We start from the raw sequence: 15,357 nt of genomic DNA, 5'->3' as shown, positions 1-15,357 counted from the left end.
CCCGCCCGGCCGAAACGGCCGCCCTACGGAACGCCCAGTTCGAACAGCACGTAACCGGCGTACGAACCGGAGGCCAGGGCCGCCGTGCCCAGGACCGTGGCCAGCGACGGCCACTTCAGCCGGCGCATGGCCAGGGCGAGCGGGATGAACAGCGGGAACAGCGGGAGCAGATAGCGGGAGACGTTGCCGAAGTACTGCTGGGTGGCCATCACCATCAGATACGACAGCACCGTGTACACCACCAGCACGGCGGGCGGACGCAGCCGCAGCAGCAGCACCGTCAGCACCGGCACCAGCAGCACCACCACGACCCCGATCATGTCCTCCATCGGCATCGCGAACCGGTAGTCGTGGCGGCCGACGGGGACGGAGGTGAGCACGTCGAGGCTGTGCCGGCCCCAGTCGAACTTATGAGCCCAGGCGCCGTCCTGGAGCTTGTTGTAGCCGCCCCAGTCGCCCATCCGGTAGCCCACCCAGCCCAGATAGCCGGCCACGCCCAGCGGGGCGATCGCCACCGCGATCAGCGGGCGGCGAATGCCCTCCTCGCGGCGCAGCACCGCGAACAGCCCGGCCACGGCGAGGGCGGCGACCAGGGTGACGGCGGTGGGCCGGGCCAGCCCGGCGGTGAACGTCAGCACCCCGGCGGTGAGCCAGCGGCGGGTCAGCACGGCGTAACAGGCCCAGGCGGCCAGCGCCGTGTACACGGACTCGGAGTACACCGCCCACTCCGACCCGGAACCCGGCCACACCGCCCACAGTCCGGCGGCGATCAGACCGGCCCTGCGTCCGCCGAGGTGAGCGGTGACGGCGTAGACGCCGAGCGCCGCGACGAACGAGAACACGACCGACACCGTCATGCCGGCGCCGTACGGGCCCAGCCCGGTGACCTCCGAGACCAGCCGCATCAGCGCCGGGTACAGCGGGAAGAACGCCGCCGAGTTGCCATGGAGGGTGATCAGCCCGGTGGCGCCGGGTATCGGCTCCAGCGCCGGGTCGTAGCCGTGCAGGGCGATCTGCTGGTACCACCAGCCGTCCCAGCTGCCCAGCACGTCCCAGGTGTGGGCGCCGCCGCCGAACCGCGGGTTCTTCCCGCGGAAGTCGCCCGCCGAGTCCAGCAGGTACATGAAGACGGCGAAGCCCGTGAGCTTCAGCACGCCGTACACCGCGAGGACGGGCCCGTAGTGCGCGGCGGCGCGGCGCAGCCGCTCACGCAGGCCGGGGGAGTCCGGGGGCGATGCCGTGTCCGGGCGGGGCACCGGCGTCGGGGCCGGTCCGGCCTGGCTGGTCGGGGCGGTCGTCATGAGGCGGAGGATCCTGTCGTACGGCGGGAGCGGCGGCCGGGGAACACCCAGGCCCGCAGCAGAAGGAAGCGCAGCAGGGTCGCGGCGAGGTTGGCGGCGATCAGTGTCAGCAACTCCACCCGGGACCCGGCGTCGGGCGCCGTGCGGTGCAGCAGCGCCAGCGAACCGCTGGTGAGGGTGAGACCCACCAGGAAGGCCGCGAGGCCCTTGAGCTGATGGCGCAGCACCCCGTCGCGCCCGCGCACCCCGAAGGTGAGCCGCCGGTTGGCGGCCGTGTTGGCGACGGCGCTGGCGAGGAGGGCGAGCGCGTTGGCCGCCTGAGCCCCCGCGGCGGGCCGCAGCAGACTGTAGAGCAGCAGGTAGAACAGGGTGCTGGCGACCCCGACGGCGGCGAAGCGCAGCATCTGGGGGACCAGCGCGGGCGGCAGCCCGGCCGCCTCGTCCAGCTCCTCCGGGCGGCGCAGCGCCGCCAGCGGCAGCCGGCCGCCGGCCAGCGCACGGCCGAGGCGGGCCATGCCGCGCAGATCCGCCAGCGCCGTCGCGAGGATGTCGACCCGGCTGTCGGGGTCGTCCACCCAGTCCACCGGCACCTCGTGGATGCGCAGCCCGGCCCGCTCGGCGATCACCAGCAGCTCGGTGTCGAAGAACCACCCCCGGTCCTCCACCAGCGGCAGCAGCCGCTCGGCCACGTCCCGCCGTACCGCCTTGAAACCGCACTGCGCGTCGCTGAACCGCACGGCGAGCGTGCCGCGCAGCAGCCCGTTGTAGCAGCGGGAGATGATCTCCCGCTTGGGTCCGCGCACCACCCGCGAGCCACGGGCCAGCCGGGTGCCGATGGCGATGTCCGAGTGCCCCGAGATCAAAGGCGCCACCAGCGGCAGCAGGGCCGCGAGATCGGTGGACAGGTCCACGTCCAGATAGGCGAGCACCGGAGCCGACGACCGGGACCAGGCGGTGTGCAGCGCCCGGCCGCGGCCCTTCTCGGCCAGCCGTATCCACTCCGTCGCCGGCAGCTCCCGCGCCAGCCGCTCCGCGATCGCCGGGGTGCCGTCCGTGCTGGCGTTGTCCGCGACGGTGATCCGGAACGGGTACGGGAACGTCTCCGCGAGGTGCGCGTGGAGCCGCCGGACACAGGACTCCAGGTCGTTCTCCTCGTTGTACACGGGCACGACCACGTCCAGGACGGGTTCCTGATGGTGCGCGGGCAGCGGCGCCCGGCGCGGCAGCCGCGCTGCGGACGAGCTGCGGTCGGCGGCGGCCGACCGCCTCGCGGTTCTCATGACGGGTGGGGTCTCTTTCCGGCGCGTATGTGCATGACGGGGCCCGGGGCGGGCGAAGAGAGGCTAGTCGCTGCCGCCCTCCGTGAAAGAGGGGGAGGGCCCCCGTGCCGGTTGCGTGGGCGGCGGTGCGGACGTCGTGGACATTCCGGCGTCCGGCGGACGCGAGGTCGGCGTGGGGGCGTACCCGGGGGTGCCGGCGCTCGTGGTGGAGGTGGGCCCCGCGGGCGGCTTCGACGTGCTCGGGGCCGTCGTCGGCGAGGGGCGGACCGGGGGAGGAGTGGGCCCCGCCGTCGGCCCCGTCGTCGGCAGGGGCCCGCGGTCGGCGGGCGCGGACCGGGAGCCGGTGCCGGGCAGCAGCGCCAGTACGACGCTCAGCCCGGCCACCGCGAGCGCGGAGCCGCCGGCCCGCCACAGCATCCGGGACCTGCGGCGGACCCGGATGCCCTCGTACAGGCGCTCCCGCTGCTCGGCCCGGAAGGGATCCGGCTGCCGGGAGTCGCGCATCATGCGGGTCAGCTCGTGCTCGAAGTCGTCCATCGCCTCTCCCCTCACCCCACGGCCCCGACGGTCCCGGACAGGATCAGCCGCAGCCGCGCCACACCGCGCGAAGCGTGCGAGCGCGCGGTGCCCACCGGACAGCCGAGAGCATGCGCCACCTGGCTCTCGGGCAGGTCCTCGCAGTAGCGCAGCACCACCGCCGCCCGTTGCCGGGGCGGCAGCTGGGCCAGCGCGGCCTCCAGCCGCGAACGCTCCGCGACGGCCGAGGACAGGTCGCCCGGTCCGGGCCGGTCGGGCAGCTCGCCCACCGGACGCTCCCCCCACCAGCGCCGGCGGGCGGACCGGGCCGCCATCCGCACCAGCACCGTGCGCACATACGCCTCCGGGGCCTGCTCGGCGATCTTCGGCCAGACGAACCACAGTTTCACCAGGGCCTCCTGCACGAGGTCCTCGGCGCGCTGCCGGTCGCCGCCGGTGAGCAGCCGCGCGACATGGAGCAGCGCCGACCAGCGGGCAGCGACGAACTCGTCGAAGCCGTCCACCCGAAACCGCTCCATCCCCACCGCCCCGTGTCCGAAAAGCCCTCACACCTCAGACAAAGACTCACGGCAGGGCGAAACGATGCACCGAAGCGCTGTGATCCACCTCACCCCCGGACATGCGAAAGGGGCGGGCCGTCCGCCCTCGACGGACGTACGACCCGCCCCCTGACCCGGATGCCGGGGCGCCCCCGCGTCAGTGGTGGCCCGGACCGCCGCTGCCGAACCCGCCGCTGCCGCCCTCGTCCCAGCGCGGCCGCTCCTGCGAGGCGCTGGTGCGGCTGCCGACGGTGCCGTTCCCCTTGAGCTCGTGCGGCATCCGGCGCTCGCCGTCGCGGGGCACCTCGTCGGCCTCGCGGTGCTCCCGCACCTCCCGGACCGGGCCGCCCTCGGGCATCCGGGGCTGCTCCTCGGGGCGGGGCCGGCGCACCGTGCTGTTCCTGACCCGGCGGCTGCCGAAGACGAACATGCCGATCAGCAGCGCCAGGACCACCAGTCCCGCCACCACCAGCCCGGTACCGAGGGCGCCGCGGCCCGCGGCGAGGTCGGCCGTTTCCATCCACGCGGAGTTCATCATGGCGGGCGGGTACCCCCGGCCCCGTCCGCGAACCCGCCCGCCCCGGCCGCGTGTGTTTGGCCGCCGGGGCGGCGGCTACCCGCGCGGTGTGACGACGACATCGCAGAAGGAGCTGTTCCGGTTCCTGGAGGACCGGTTCGCGTGCGCCCAGGCATGCACCGAATGCGCCAGGGCCTGCGCGACGCGGGCGAGCCTCGTGGACCCCGACGGCACGGAGAACCAGGAACTCGTACGGCGCAAGGGCATCATGTGCGCGGAGGTCTGCGACGCGACCTGCCGGGTGCTGTCCGAGCAGAACCAGGTGGACGAGGAGATCATCCGCGTCCAGGTGGAGTGGTGCCGGCAGGTGTGCCTGGAGAGCGCGCAGGCCTTCGACACCCACTCCGGGGCCGGGCAGACGGCCGAGTCCTGCCGTGCCTGCGCACGGGCCTGCACCGAGTTCCTCGCCACCCTCGACTGAGGCGGGCGGCATCTGGCCGCCGCCGATCAGCGCGTGTTACGAAGGACCATGACCGCACCCGAGGGAACCCGGACCTACGACGCCGTCATCGTCGGCGGCGGCCACAACGGTCTCGTCGCCGCCGCCTACCTCGCCCGCGCCGGGCGCTCCGTACTGGTCCTCGAGCGGCTGGACCACACCGGCGGGGCGGCGGTGTCCACCCGTCCGTTCACCGGCGTCGACGCCCGGCTCTCCCGGTACTCGTACCTGGTCAGCCTGCTGCCGCGGAAGATCGTCAAGGATCTCGGTCTCGACTTCCGGCTGCGCACCCGCACCATCTCCTCGTACACCCCCGCCGAACGCGACGGACGGCCCACCGGACTGCTCGTCGGCGGCGGCGAGCGGCGCACCCGCGAGGCCTTCGCCCGGCTCACCGGATCCGACGGCGAGTACGCGGCCTGGCGGCGCTTCTACGAGATGACGGGCCGTGTCGCCCGCACCGTCTTCCCGACCCTCACCGAGCCCCTGCCCACCCGCGACGGACTGCGCCGCACCGTCGGCGACGACGAGGCCTGGCGCACCCTCTTCGAGGAACCCATCGGCGCCGCCGTCGAGGAGCGCTTCCGTGACGACCTGGTGCGCGGCGTGGTCCTCACCGACGCCCTCATCGGCACCTTCGCCGACGCCCACGACCCGTCCCTCGCACAGAACCGCTGCTTCCTCTACCACGTCATCGGCGGCGGCACCGGCACCTGGGACGTCCCGGTCGGCGGCATGGGCGCCCTCACCGACGCCCTCGCCGACGCCGCCCGCGCGGCCGGCGCGGTCATCGCCACCGGCCACCGCGCGGTGCGCATCGACACCGACGGCCGCACCGCCGAGGTCACCCACCGCACCGCCGGCGGCGAGGGCGTCGCCGCCGCACGGCACGTCCTGGTGAACGCCTCGCCGCGCGAACTGGCGGCCCTCACCGGTGACACGCCCCCACCGCCCGCCGAAGGCGCCCAGCTCAAGGTGAACATGCTGCTCAAGCGGCTGCCCCGGCTGCGCGACACCTCCGTCGACCCGCGCGAGGCGTTCGCCGGCACCTTCCACATCGCCGAGGGATACGGACAGCTGGCCGCCGCGCACGCCCAGGCCGCCGCCGGCGAGCTGCCCGCCGTCCCGCCCTCGGAGATCTACTGCCACTCCCTCACCGACCCCACGATCCTCGGCCCCGACCTGGCCGCACGCGGCTACCAGACACTCACCCTGTTCGGACTGCACACCCCCGCCCGGCTGTTCGCACGGGACAACGACGCCGTGCGCGAGGAACTGCTGAAGTCGACGCTCGCCCAGTTCGACGCGCACCTCGCCGAGCCCCTCGCCGACTGCCTGGCCACCGACGCCGACGGCCGCCCCTGTCTGGAGGCCCGGACCCCGCTGGACCTGGAACGTGACCTCGGCCTGCCCGGCGGCAACATCTTCCACCGCGAACTGTCCTGGCCCTACGCCCAGGACGGCACCGGCCGCTGGGGCGTGGAGACCCGGCACGCCAACGTCCTGCTGTGCGGCGCGGGCGCCGTGCGCGGCGGCGGGGTGAGCGGCGTACCGGGACACAACGCGGCCATGGCGGTCCTGGAGGCCGGGGAGAGCTGACACCATCGGACGACTCCGGACGTAGTACTCTGCCCGCAGTGGTGTGAGGGATCGTGAAACGGGCGGAGTGATGTCGGTGGTGAGACGGAACGAGCAGCGGCGGACCGCCCTGGTGGACGCCGCGATCGAGGTACTGGCCCGGGAGGGCGCCCGGGGCCTGACCTTCCGGGCCGTGGACACCGGGGCCGCCGTCCCCGTCGGCACCGCCTCCAACTACTTCACCTCGCGCGACGACCTGCTCACCCAGGCCGGCGCCCGGGTCTACGAGCGGCTCCGGCCCGACGACGAGGTCGTCGCCCGGCAGCAGGCCGCCGGACGCGACCGGGCCGTCTACGCGGAACTGATGCGGGAACTGGTCGGCCGTATCGCCGCCTTCCGCACCGGCTATCTCGCGCTGCTGGAACTCCGGCTGGAGGCCACCCGCCGCCCGGAACTCCGCAAGGTGCTCACCGAGCGGGTCCGGGCCGACCTCGACGCCAACGTCCGCTACCACGAGGGCTCCGGCCTGCCCGGTGACGCCATGGCCGTCCGGCTGCTCTACATGGCGCTGAACTGGCTGATCGTCGAACAGCTCACCCTGCCGGACGTCTTCACCCCGGAGGAACGCGACCGGCTGGTGACGGCGGCGGTCGAACGGATCGTGGCCGCCGAGTAGCCGACGGCGGCCCCTTCAGTCCCGCTTGTCGCGCAGGTCCACGATCCGCCGGATCTTGCCCACCGAGCGCTCCAGGGTCTCCGGGTCGACGATCTCCACGTCCGCCGAGACCCCGATACCGTCCTTCACGGCCGCCACGATCGACCGGGCGGCCGCCTCACGCGCCGTGGCGTCCGCGTCGGGACGCGCCTCCGCGCGGACGGTGAGGGCGTCCATCCTGCCCACCGTGGTGAGACGGAGCTGAAAGTGCGGCGCCACGCCCGGTGTGCGCAGCACGATCTCCTCGATCTGGGTGGGGAACAGGTTCACCCCGCGCAGGATCACCATGTCGTCACTGCGGCCCGTGACCTTCTCCATCCGCCGGAACACCCGCGCGGTGCCCGGCAGCAGCCGGGTCAGATCCCGCGTCCGGTAGCGGACGACCGGCATCGCCTCCTTGGTCAGCGAGGTGAAGACCAGCTCGCCCCGCTCCCCCTCCGGCAGCACCTCACCGGTGACCGGATCGACGACCTCCGGATAGAAGTGGTCCTCCCAGATGTGCAGGCCGTCCTTGGTCTCCACGCACTCCTGCGCCACACCCGGGCCGATCACCTCCGACAGCCCGTATATGTCGACCGCGTCGATCGCGAACCGCTCCTCGATCTCCTGCCGCATCCGCTCCGTCCACGGCTCCGCGCCGAAGATCCCCACCCGCAGCGAGGTGGAGCGCGGGTCCACGCCCTGCCGCTCGAACTCGTCGAGCAGGGTGAGCATGTAGGACGGGGTCACCATGATGACCGAGGGCTTCAGATCCTGGATCAGCGTCACCTGGCGGGACGTCATCCCGCCGGACGCGGGGATCACTGTACAGCCGAGCCGTTCGGCGCCGTAGTGTGCGCCCAGACCGCCGGTGAACAGGCCATAGCCGTAGGCCACATGTGCCGTGTCCCCGGGGCGGCCGCCCGCCGCGCGGATGGACCGGGCCACCATGTCGGCCCACATGGAAAGGTCGCCCTCCGTGTACCCGACGACCGTGGGGCGTCCGGTGGTGCCGCTGGAGGCGTGCAGCCGGCGGATACGGTCGCGGGGTACCGCGAACATGCCGTACGGGTAGTTCGCCCGCAGGTCCGCCTTGGTGGTGAACGGGAACCGGGCCAGATCCGACAGGGAACGGCAGTCGTCCGGGTGGACGCCCGCCTTGTCGAAGGACTCCCGGTAGAACGGCACCCGCTCGTAGGCGAGCCGCAGCGAGCCGCGCAGCCGCTCCAGCTGGAGCGCCCGCAGGCCCTCCGGGTCGAGCCGTTCCGCCGAATCCAGCAGGTGCGCCGCCTCCGCCATCAGGGCCTTCTCCTCACCGTCGAGCCGTCGAGCCGTGTCATCACGGAGTCGCCGAGCCGTCCGGCCGCCGCGACAATCCGGGCGAACGATCATTCGGTCGTCCGCCGGGATCAGTAAGTCAGGCCGCGCCGCCCGGGGGCAAGAGCGCGGCCCGCACTTTCTCGCGTGGCGCCGGTCCTCACGGCGCCGGGGCGGCAAGGGCACCGCCCTGGGGCCCGTACGCCGTCATGAAGCGGTCGCGGAAGGTGTCCATGCCCCAGCGCGGGGCGTCGGCCGCGGGCTTCAGACCGTCGGTCCAGTTCCAGTCGGCCACCCGCTCCAGCACCTTCGGATCCTTGGCCACGATCGACACCGGCACGTCCTTGCCGGTGCTGCCGGCGGTGACGGTGGGCACCGGCTGGTGATCGCCCAGGAACACCAGGACCGTGTTCTCGTCGCCGTACCGCTCGACCCACTCGGTGAGGCTGCTCAGCGAGTACTCGATGGCCCGCCGGTACTCGGTGCGCACGTTCTCCGGGTCCTTCCAGACCTCCTTCGGATCCGTGCCCTCCTTCTTGATCTCGTGGAACACCGAACCGTCACCGAGATCGTCCCAGTCGATCATGCGCGCGATGGGGGACCAGGGGTTGTGGCTGGAGGCCAGGATGATCTCCGCCATGATCGGCTCGCGGTCCGTCCGGCCGTGCTCCAGACGCTCGAAGGCCTCCAGGCTGAACTGGTCGGGCACGGGGGTCCAGCTGAAGTACGGGCCCCGGTAGCCGAGGTGCTCCGAGTCGTAGATGTGGTCCAGGCCGAAGAACTTCCCCTCCGGCCAGGCCCGCCGCACCCCGGGCACGATACCGACGGTCCGCCAGTCACCGGTCTTGCGGAAGTAGTTGGTCAGGGTCATGCGGTCACTGGTCGTCAGACTCCGGTAGCGCTGCTGGTTCTTGATCCACAGGCCGGACAGGAAGGTGGAGTGCGCGAGCCAGCTGCCCGCCCCGGTCACCGGGGACTTCAGCCAGCCGCTGCGGGAGGCGAAACCGGCGTCCTCCAGCCGTCGCGTGCCCTCCTTCAGCGCCGTGTCCATCGGTCCGGCCATCGCCGGATCGTCGATCGCGACCCGGCCGTAGGACTCGATGAACGTGAACAGGACGTCCTTGCCGCGCAGCCCGGTGAACAGCTGATCGGGCGGCGTCTTCGCGAAGGCGTCGACGGACGCCTCCTTCTCGAAGACCCGCGCGTCCCGCAGCCCCGCCCGCACCTGCTCCACCCGGTCGCCCACCAGATCAGCCGTGCCCTTGCTGGCGATCGGCACCCCGCCGACCTGCACGCCGACCGTGACACAGGTGATCCACGCGACGCCCAGCACCAGCAGCGTGCGCACGGCGACGGGACGATGACGGGTCATCAGCCCGGTCAGCCGTACCGTCGCCAGTGTCATCAGCGCCAGCAGGGCCACGAACAGCACGATCACCCCGACCACGGCGAGCACCTGACCGCCCCGCCCGAACGACTCCCGGACGAAGTCCGTCGCGTCGTCCAGCAGGATCCAGTCGAGCACCAGGTCGAAGGGGCGGGCCAGCACCTGGTAGAAGCCCATGTCCATGAATTTCAGGACCGTCAGCAGCCCCAGCAGAACGCCTGCGACCACGGCCGTGATCCGCCGCCACCGCGCCTTGAGCACGAGCAGCAGCGTGGCGAGCAGGATGCCCTCGGCGGGCAGCCGCAGGAACGCGCCGGCCTCGAGGCGTTCCACCCGGTTCGGCACGAGGAGCGCGAAGAGGACCAGCGCTCCGGCGAGGACCGTGATCCCCACGGTGACACCGTGCGCCGTGCGCGGCCACCGGTGCCGCCAGCCGAACCATCCCGGCGGTGTGGCCGCAGGTGGTGTGCCTTCTTCGGGTGCGGCGGGTTCTCCCTGGTCCGCTTCGCCCTCGGTGGTGGCCTGCGGTCGGCGGGGGCGAGTGAAGAGCGACACCCGGAGGGTCCTTCCGTGCGGTACTGCGATGGCATGACGAACGGGGCCCGGTGCGCGGGCCCGCCCACACCAGTACGTCGACGTGTCCCTCCCGGTTCAACGCACACCCGTTCCCTTTCCTCCGCCGTCCCCCGTGCCCCCGCGTGAAGGCACTTGTCGCGCGGCCTGTCGGGGGCAGGGACCGGTCGCTAGGCTGACCCGCGGACGACGGAAATCGGGAGGAGCACGGACGTGGCCGAGAGCACCACCCAGCAGCGCCCGCTCACGGGCTGGGACAAGCCGGACCTGGACCTGAGCAACGCACAGTGGCAGTCCAGCAGCCGTGGCCTGGGCGATGTCCAGATCGCCTTCGTGGAGGGCTTCATCGCCATGCGCAACAGTGGCCACCCGGAGAGCCCCGGTCTGATCTTCACACCCGCCGAGTGGGGTGCGTTTGTGTCGGGGGCACGGGAAGGGGAGTTCGACCTGACCTGAGCGGCGTCGCCGCAGGGGGTGTTCCGCCCGTTTTTCCGGACACGCGATCCGAAGTGCCGTTCCCCGACCCGGCCTGAGTCAGGCTGGCGGGGGAGGCGCGGGACAGAGGTCGCAGGTCGTATCCGGAGGCGAGGAATCATGAGCACCCAGCCGGTCGTCGCGGCGGTCGACGGTTCGGACGACAGTCTCCGCGCACTTCGGTGGGCCCTCGACGCCGCACGCCGGCGCGAGGCCCCGCTGCGGGTCGTGCACGTACGCCAGTACGCCCCCTGGGCGCGGCCCGAGGTACTCGCGGCCGGGCCCCCGGACCCCGCCGAGGACCCGGTCCTCGACCGGGCCCGCGAACACCTGGCGGGCTTCTCCGCGGCCGAGTACGTCCCGCTGGAGGGGGCGCCGGGCGCCCTGCTGCCGGAAGCGGGGGCGGAGGCGGCGTTGCTGGTGCTCGGCTCCCGGGGACGCGGGGGCTTCGCGAGCCTGCTGCTCGGCTCCAACTCCCTGGCCGCGGCGCGTGACGCCGAGTGCCCGGTCGTCGTGGTGCCGCGGCCCGGACGCGGGGGAGACGGCGCGGGGCAGGCCGGGCCCGATGCGCCGGTCGTGGTCGGGGTGAACGCCGAAAGTCCCGACGAGGCCACGCTCGCCTTCGCCTTCGCGGAGGCGGCACTGCGCGGGGTCCCGCTGCGGGTCCTCGCGGCCTACCCCTGGCCCCTGCAGACCTGGATGCTGCCCGGGGAGATGCCGCCGCCGGACATCGACCAGGACGCGGTCGAACACGAGACCAGGGTCCTGACGGACGGCTTCCTCGCCCCGTACCGGGAGCGCCACGACTCGGTCACCGTGCGGACGGACGTGCTCCCCGGCGACGCGGCCGGCCACCTGGTCGAGGCATCCCGGGCCGCGTCCCTGGTGGTCGTGGGCCGTCACCGCCGCCGCCTCCTGTCCCCGGCCCGCATGATGGGCTCGGTGACCCAGGCGGTACTCCTGCACGCGGTGAGCCCGGCAGCGGTGATCCCACCCGCGCAGCTGACGTAACTCCCGCACCACCACGTCAACTGCGGGCAATCGTGCCGCTGGGGCGATGGGGGTACCTCCCGCTCGAGCGAAGCCGAGAGTGGGGGAGGGCGGGCGCAGCGGCACCTCGCAGGCGCCGAGCAGCGCCACACCCCCCGCCCGGCCCCGCCCCGCACCGACGCTAATGCCTGCAAGCCCCCTTATCATTAGCGGCATGCGGGACTCAGACACACCGCTCCCCCTGGAGCTCGCGCTCACCATCCGCCACGACGGCAACGGCGGAGTCACCGACGATCTGGATCACGCCGCTGCCCTGGAAGCCTGGGTCCGCGCACACCCCCGCACCCACCCCGCCCCGGACACCTTCACCGCCGACGAGACCGACCTCGCCGCCGTCCACACCCTCCGCACGGCCGTCCGCACCCTCTTCGCCCACGCGGTCCGCCCCACCCCGCCCAGCCCCGCCGACGCATCCCGCCTGCTCCCCCTCGCCGAAGCCCTACGGCGCCTGAACGAGGCAGCGGCCCGCACCCCCACCGTCCCGGTCCTGGACTGGCCCGACGGGGCCGGCCCCGTCAGCCACAGACAGCCCGCACCGGGCGAGGGCGCCGACCTCACCGCCACCCTCGCCCACGCCACCATCACCTTCCTCACCGGCCCCGACCGCGAACGCCTGCGCGCCTGCCACGCCCCCCGCTGCGTCCGCTACTTCCTGAAGGAACACCCGCGTCAGGAGTGGTGCAAACCCTCCTGCGGCAACCGCGCCCGGGTCGCCCGCCACCACGAGCGGCACCGGCGGGCCGGATAGCCCGGGCGGGCCTCGCCCGACCGTCCGTACACGCGCGCGGGCACGTACCATTGCGGCATGTCGTTCCTCCGCCGCCGCAGTGCCACGCCCGCCGGGCCCGACTTCGACGTTCTGGCCATGGACCCGGGCGACTGGCCCGGGAACCTGGGCGCCGGGCTGCTGCCCGCCCCCGACGGAAGCTGCCAGGGCGTCTTCCTGCGTTACGACCTGTTCGGCGGCCGGGGCCCCGCGATGGTCATCGGCAATCTGCCCGAGGGCTCCCCGGCCCGGGACCTTCCGGAGGGCGAGATCCCCTTCGAGGTCGGACAGTTGCTGCTGGCGCTGGAGAACGACGAGGAGATCACCGTCGTCGGCACCGAGGACGTACCCGTGATGCAGGGCGACAACCTGCTGATCGTGCGCCGCGTGAAGCTCTCCGAGGGCCGCATCTCCTGTGTCCAGTTCGACCGCAGCGACAACGTGCTGGTGACCATCGCCGCCTGGGACCGCCCCATCACCGACGACCTGTACGCCCTCCTCAAGCCGCTCCCCGCGGAACTGTTCCAGCAGGGCTGACGCGAAGGGCCGGGTTCGACGGGAACCCGGCCCTCTCCTTACCGCCGCGGCGCCGCTACGACGACCTCACCGTCACGTCGGCCGCCCGGACGAACCCGACGCGGTGCCCGAACTGGATCTCGTAGTACTGATCCTCGCCCCGCACCACCTGGTGGGACGCCTCGTCGAAGGTCACCGCGTAGTAGTACTCGCTCGGTACCTTGCCCCCGGTCACATACTTCTGGCCCTCGAGGACCGTGTACGGCAGCGGAGTCACCGCCTGGGCCGGCACGCCCTCGGGGTAGGCCTCCTTCTCCGGGTACGCCCTGCCGTAGACCGGTACCGAGTCGAGGCCCTTCCTCGGGGTGACGACCTTGCCCTTCGCGGGCACCGCAGTCGGCTGCTTCGCCGGGTTCCTGAACCAGGCCTTCTGACCGAGGTACCAGATCGCGGTCCAGTCGCCCCAGCGGTCGGCGACCGCGTACCGCTGGCCCGTGGAGACCCGCGAGGACAGGTCGTTCACCCCCGTGGTCGGGGCGGAGCCGAGGCCGATGTCCCTGATCAGCGGGGAGTCCTCGTCATGGTCGGAGTACAGCCGCACCGCGCTCGACCCGTGCGTGGCACACGGTTCCCCCGCGCTCTCGCAGCCCGTGAAGACCGGACGGTTGGCGGAGTAGTCGGGCCGGATCGTCACGACCGTGCTCTTCGGTCCGCCCTCGGCCTCGAGGGGCCGGCCCAGCAGTTCGAAGTAGTGCCGCCAGTCCCAGTACGGTCCGGGGTCGGTGTGCATGCCCGGGATGGTGGCCGGGGTGGTTCCCGGCACCGTGTCGTGGCCGAGGATGTGCTGCCGGTCCAGCGGGATGTCGTACTTCTTGGCGAGGTACTTCACCAGCCGGGCCGAGGAACGGTACATCGCCTCCGTGTACCAGGTGTCGGGATGCGTCAGGAAGCCCTCGTGCTCCAGGCCGATCGACCCCGCGTTGACGTACCAGTTGCCCGCGTGCCAGGCCACGTCCTTCGCCTTCACATGCTGGGCGATGTGACCGTCCGTGGAGCGCAGCGTGTATTGCCAGGACACATACGTGGGGTCCTGCACCATGTTGAGGACGCCCTCCCACGCGCCCTCCGTGTCGTGGACGACGATGTACCGGATGCGCTGCGAGGCGGGCCGGTCACCCAGGTCGTGGTTGCCGTAGTCGTCGTCGCCGAACTCCTCGTACGGTGCGGGGATCCACTCGCAGGACACCGTCTTCGGGCACTCCGTGCCGGCGGCGGAGGGGGTGCGCAGTCCGGCGCGCTCCAGTGCCGCGGTGTCGGGGGTGAGGCCGGGGCGGGCGTCCAGGGCGACGCGCTGTCCGGCGTCCGTGACGCGTGCCTCGCCGGCGCGGATCACCTCGTACACGTCGTGGGCGTACGCCGCCGCCGACGCGGTGTCGTCCGCGCCGGAGAACAGGGCGACCGCCGCGTACCAGTCGGCGGGGTCGTCGGTGCTGGGTCCACCCAGTCGGCGTTGCGCGTCGGCGAGCAGGGCGGCACCGCCGGCGACGTTCGCGGCGGGGTCCTCGCGGAGGCGGTCGGGGGTGAGGCCGGTGAGGCGGGCGGCCCGGGGGAGCGTGGTGAGGCGGGCGGGCAGGTCGCGGGGATCGGCCGCCGCCTCGGGGTGCTTCGACGGGCGGGCCTCGTCGCCGCGCGGGTCCTCCGCGCCGGCGTGGTGGTGGCCGGTGGCGGTTTCCAGGGCGGTACGGGCGTCCGTGAGGTGCATGGGGCCGTAGCCGCCGGTCACGCTCGGGGCACCGGCGTGGGCGTCCCAGCGGGACTGGAGGTAGGAGACGCCCAGCAGCACGCTCTGCGGTACGTCGTACGTGGCGGCGGCGGTGGCGAACGCCTGCTGGAGGTGGGCGGTGGCGGGTGGGGTGGTGTCGGGGGCGGCGCCCAGCAGGGGGAGGGTGAGGGCGGCTGCGGCGAGGATGCGGACGGGTTGTCTCAATGCGGTCTCCTGGGCGGGTGACGTGAGCCGGGGTGGTGGGTCAGTGGTACCCGTCGGCCGATAATCCGTCAATCATGCCCAGGAGGGTGCGTATTACCTTGTCAATCGGGGTGCGCGTCGCTTTCGTACCGGCGGTTGCCGGGCCTGCGGGGCGTCAGTGGTGTACGCCTGTGACGGTGGGGCGGGTGGAGTTGCGCCGCTCGGCGCGTACGAGGTGCCGCCGCGCCCACCCTCCCCCACTCTCGACTTCGCTCGAGCGGGAGGTACCCCCATCGCCCTGCGGCACGATTGCCCGCAGCGGGGCGTAGAGGTTGCGTGGAGGTGTGGGGGAGCTTGGCCGGC

15 protein-coding genes are annotated in these 15,357 nt (G+C 72.8%); 7 read left to right on the top strand and 8 right to left on the bottom strand.

From position 1 onward, the window contains the following. Window positions 1-23 precede the first annotated feature (23 nt). The 5 genes from IF28_RS0121690 to IF28_RS0121670 form a co-directional block, all read right to left on the bottom strand. The gene (locus tag IF28_RS0121690) at window positions 24-1,301 is read right to left on the bottom strand and encodes a membrane protein (protein WP_030222989.1); all 1,278 of its coding nucleotides are present in this window, start codon (window positions 1,299-1,301) and stop codon (window positions 24-26) included. Further along, window positions 1,298-2,581 carry a glycosyltransferase gene (locus IF28_RS0121685; RefSeq protein WP_030222987.1) on the bottom strand — a complete coding sequence of 428 codons (1,284 nt, stop codon included), beginning with the start codon at window positions 2,579-2,581 and terminating at the stop codon, window positions 1,298-1,300. Before IF28_RS0121685 ends, IF28_RS0121690 begins: the two co-directional genes overlap by 4 nt. A gap of 63 nt (window positions 2,582-2,644) precedes the next feature. Further along, a complete protein-coding gene (locus IF28_RS36485) occupies window positions 2,645-3,118 on the bottom strand; it encodes a hypothetical protein (protein ID WP_051713822.1) in 474 nt (157 codons plus the stop codon). Between the two features lie 11 nt (window positions 3,119-3,129). Then, window positions 3,130-3,636, bottom strand: a complete 507-nt coding sequence (locus tag IF28_RS0121675; RefSeq protein ID WP_030222981.1) for a SigE family RNA polymerase sigma factor — start codon at window positions 3,634-3,636, stop codon at window positions 3,130-3,132. A 178-nt stretch (window positions 3,637-3,814) separates the two neighbouring features. After that, complete coding sequence (locus IF28_RS0121670) at window positions 3,815-4,192, bottom strand: DUF6479 family protein (RefSeq protein ID WP_030222979.1); 378 nt, start codon at window positions 4,190-4,192, stop codon at window positions 3,815-3,817. A 91-nt stretch (window positions 4,193-4,283) separates the two neighbouring features. On the opposite strand from IF28_RS0121670, the gene IF28_RS0121665 reads away from it, so the two are divergent. From IF28_RS0121665 to IF28_RS0121655, 3 genes are all read left to right on the top strand, one after another. Beyond that, window positions 4,284-4,655 (top strand): ferredoxin, encoded by a 372-nt coding sequence (locus IF28_RS0121665; RefSeq protein WP_030222976.1) that lies wholly within the window; start codon window positions 4,284-4,286, stop codon window positions 4,653-4,655. Window positions 4,656-4,703: 48 nt separating this feature from the next. Beyond that, window positions 4,704-6,272 (top strand): phytoene desaturase family protein, encoded by a 1,569-nt coding sequence (locus IF28_RS0121660; protein ID WP_030222974.1) that lies wholly within the window; start codon window positions 4,704-4,706, stop codon window positions 6,270-6,272. Window positions 6,273-6,348: 76 nt separating this feature from the next. Continuing rightward, window positions 6,349-6,927: a TetR/AcrR family transcriptional regulator gene (locus tag IF28_RS0121655; RefSeq protein WP_030222971.1), complete on the top strand. Its 579-nt coding sequence runs from the start codon at window positions 6,349-6,351 to the stop codon at window positions 6,925-6,927. A 15-nt stretch (window positions 6,928-6,942) separates the two neighbouring features. Here IF28_RS0121655 and paaK read toward each other — a convergent pair whose 3' ends face one another. Beyond that, the gene (gene paaK / locus IF28_RS0121650; protein WP_030222967.1) at window positions 6,943-8,244 is read right to left on the bottom strand and encodes a phenylacetate--CoA ligase PaaK; all 1,302 of its coding nucleotides are present in this window, start codon (window positions 8,242-8,244) and stop codon (window positions 6,943-6,945) included. 178 nt (window positions 8,245-8,422) lie between these two features. Then, a complete protein-coding gene (locus IF28_RS0121645; RefSeq protein WP_030222964.1) occupies window positions 8,423-10,204 on the bottom strand; it encodes a sulfatase in 1,782 nt (593 codons plus the stop codon). A 231-nt stretch (window positions 10,205-10,435) separates the two neighbouring features. Between IF28_RS0121645 and IF28_RS0121640 the strand changes: the two genes are divergently transcribed. The 4 genes from IF28_RS0121640 to IF28_RS0121625 all read left to right on the top strand — a co-directional run bounded on the left by IF28_RS0121640 (window position 10,436) and on the right by IF28_RS0121625 (window position 13,049). Further along, window positions 10,436-10,678, top strand: a complete 243-nt coding sequence (locus IF28_RS0121640; protein WP_030222962.1) for a DUF397 domain-containing protein — start codon at window positions 10,436-10,438, stop codon at window positions 10,676-10,678. 138 nt (window positions 10,679-10,816) lie between these two features. After that, on the top strand, window positions 10,817-11,707 hold the full coding sequence (locus IF28_RS0121635) for a universal stress protein (RefSeq protein WP_030222959.1): 891 nt from the start codon (window positions 10,817-10,819) through the stop codon (window positions 11,705-11,707). A gap of 193 nt (window positions 11,708-11,900) precedes the next feature. Next, window positions 11,901-12,494 carry a CGNR zinc finger domain-containing protein gene (locus IF28_RS0121630; RefSeq protein ID WP_030222957.1) on the top strand — a complete coding sequence of 198 codons (594 nt, stop codon included), beginning with the start codon at window positions 11,901-11,903 and terminating at the stop codon, window positions 12,492-12,494. Between the two features lie 57 nt (window positions 12,495-12,551). Beyond that, entirely contained in the window at window positions 12,552-13,049 is a 498-nt protein-coding gene (locus IF28_RS0121625) for a hypothetical protein (protein WP_030222954.1), read from the top strand. Between the two features lie 55 nt (window positions 13,050-13,104). On the opposite strand, the gene IF28_RS0121620 is transcribed toward IF28_RS0121625, so the two are convergent. After that, window positions 13,105-15,015: an N-acetylmuramoyl-L-alanine amidase gene (locus tag IF28_RS0121620; protein ID WP_030222950.1), complete on the bottom strand. Its 1,911-nt coding sequence runs from the start codon at window positions 15,013-15,015 to the stop codon at window positions 13,105-13,107. Between the last annotated feature and the right edge of the window lie 342 nt (window positions 15,016-15,357).

Source organism: Streptomyces sp. NRRL WC-3626 (assembly GCF_000718785.1).
In the GTDB taxonomy this organism is placed as follows: domain Bacteria; phylum Actinomycetota; class Actinomycetes; order Streptomycetales; family Streptomycetaceae; genus Streptomyces; species Streptomyces edwardsiae.
The sequence above is the reverse complement of the archived record's forward strand: the minus strand, read 5'-3'. Positions and strand labels throughout refer to the sequence as shown.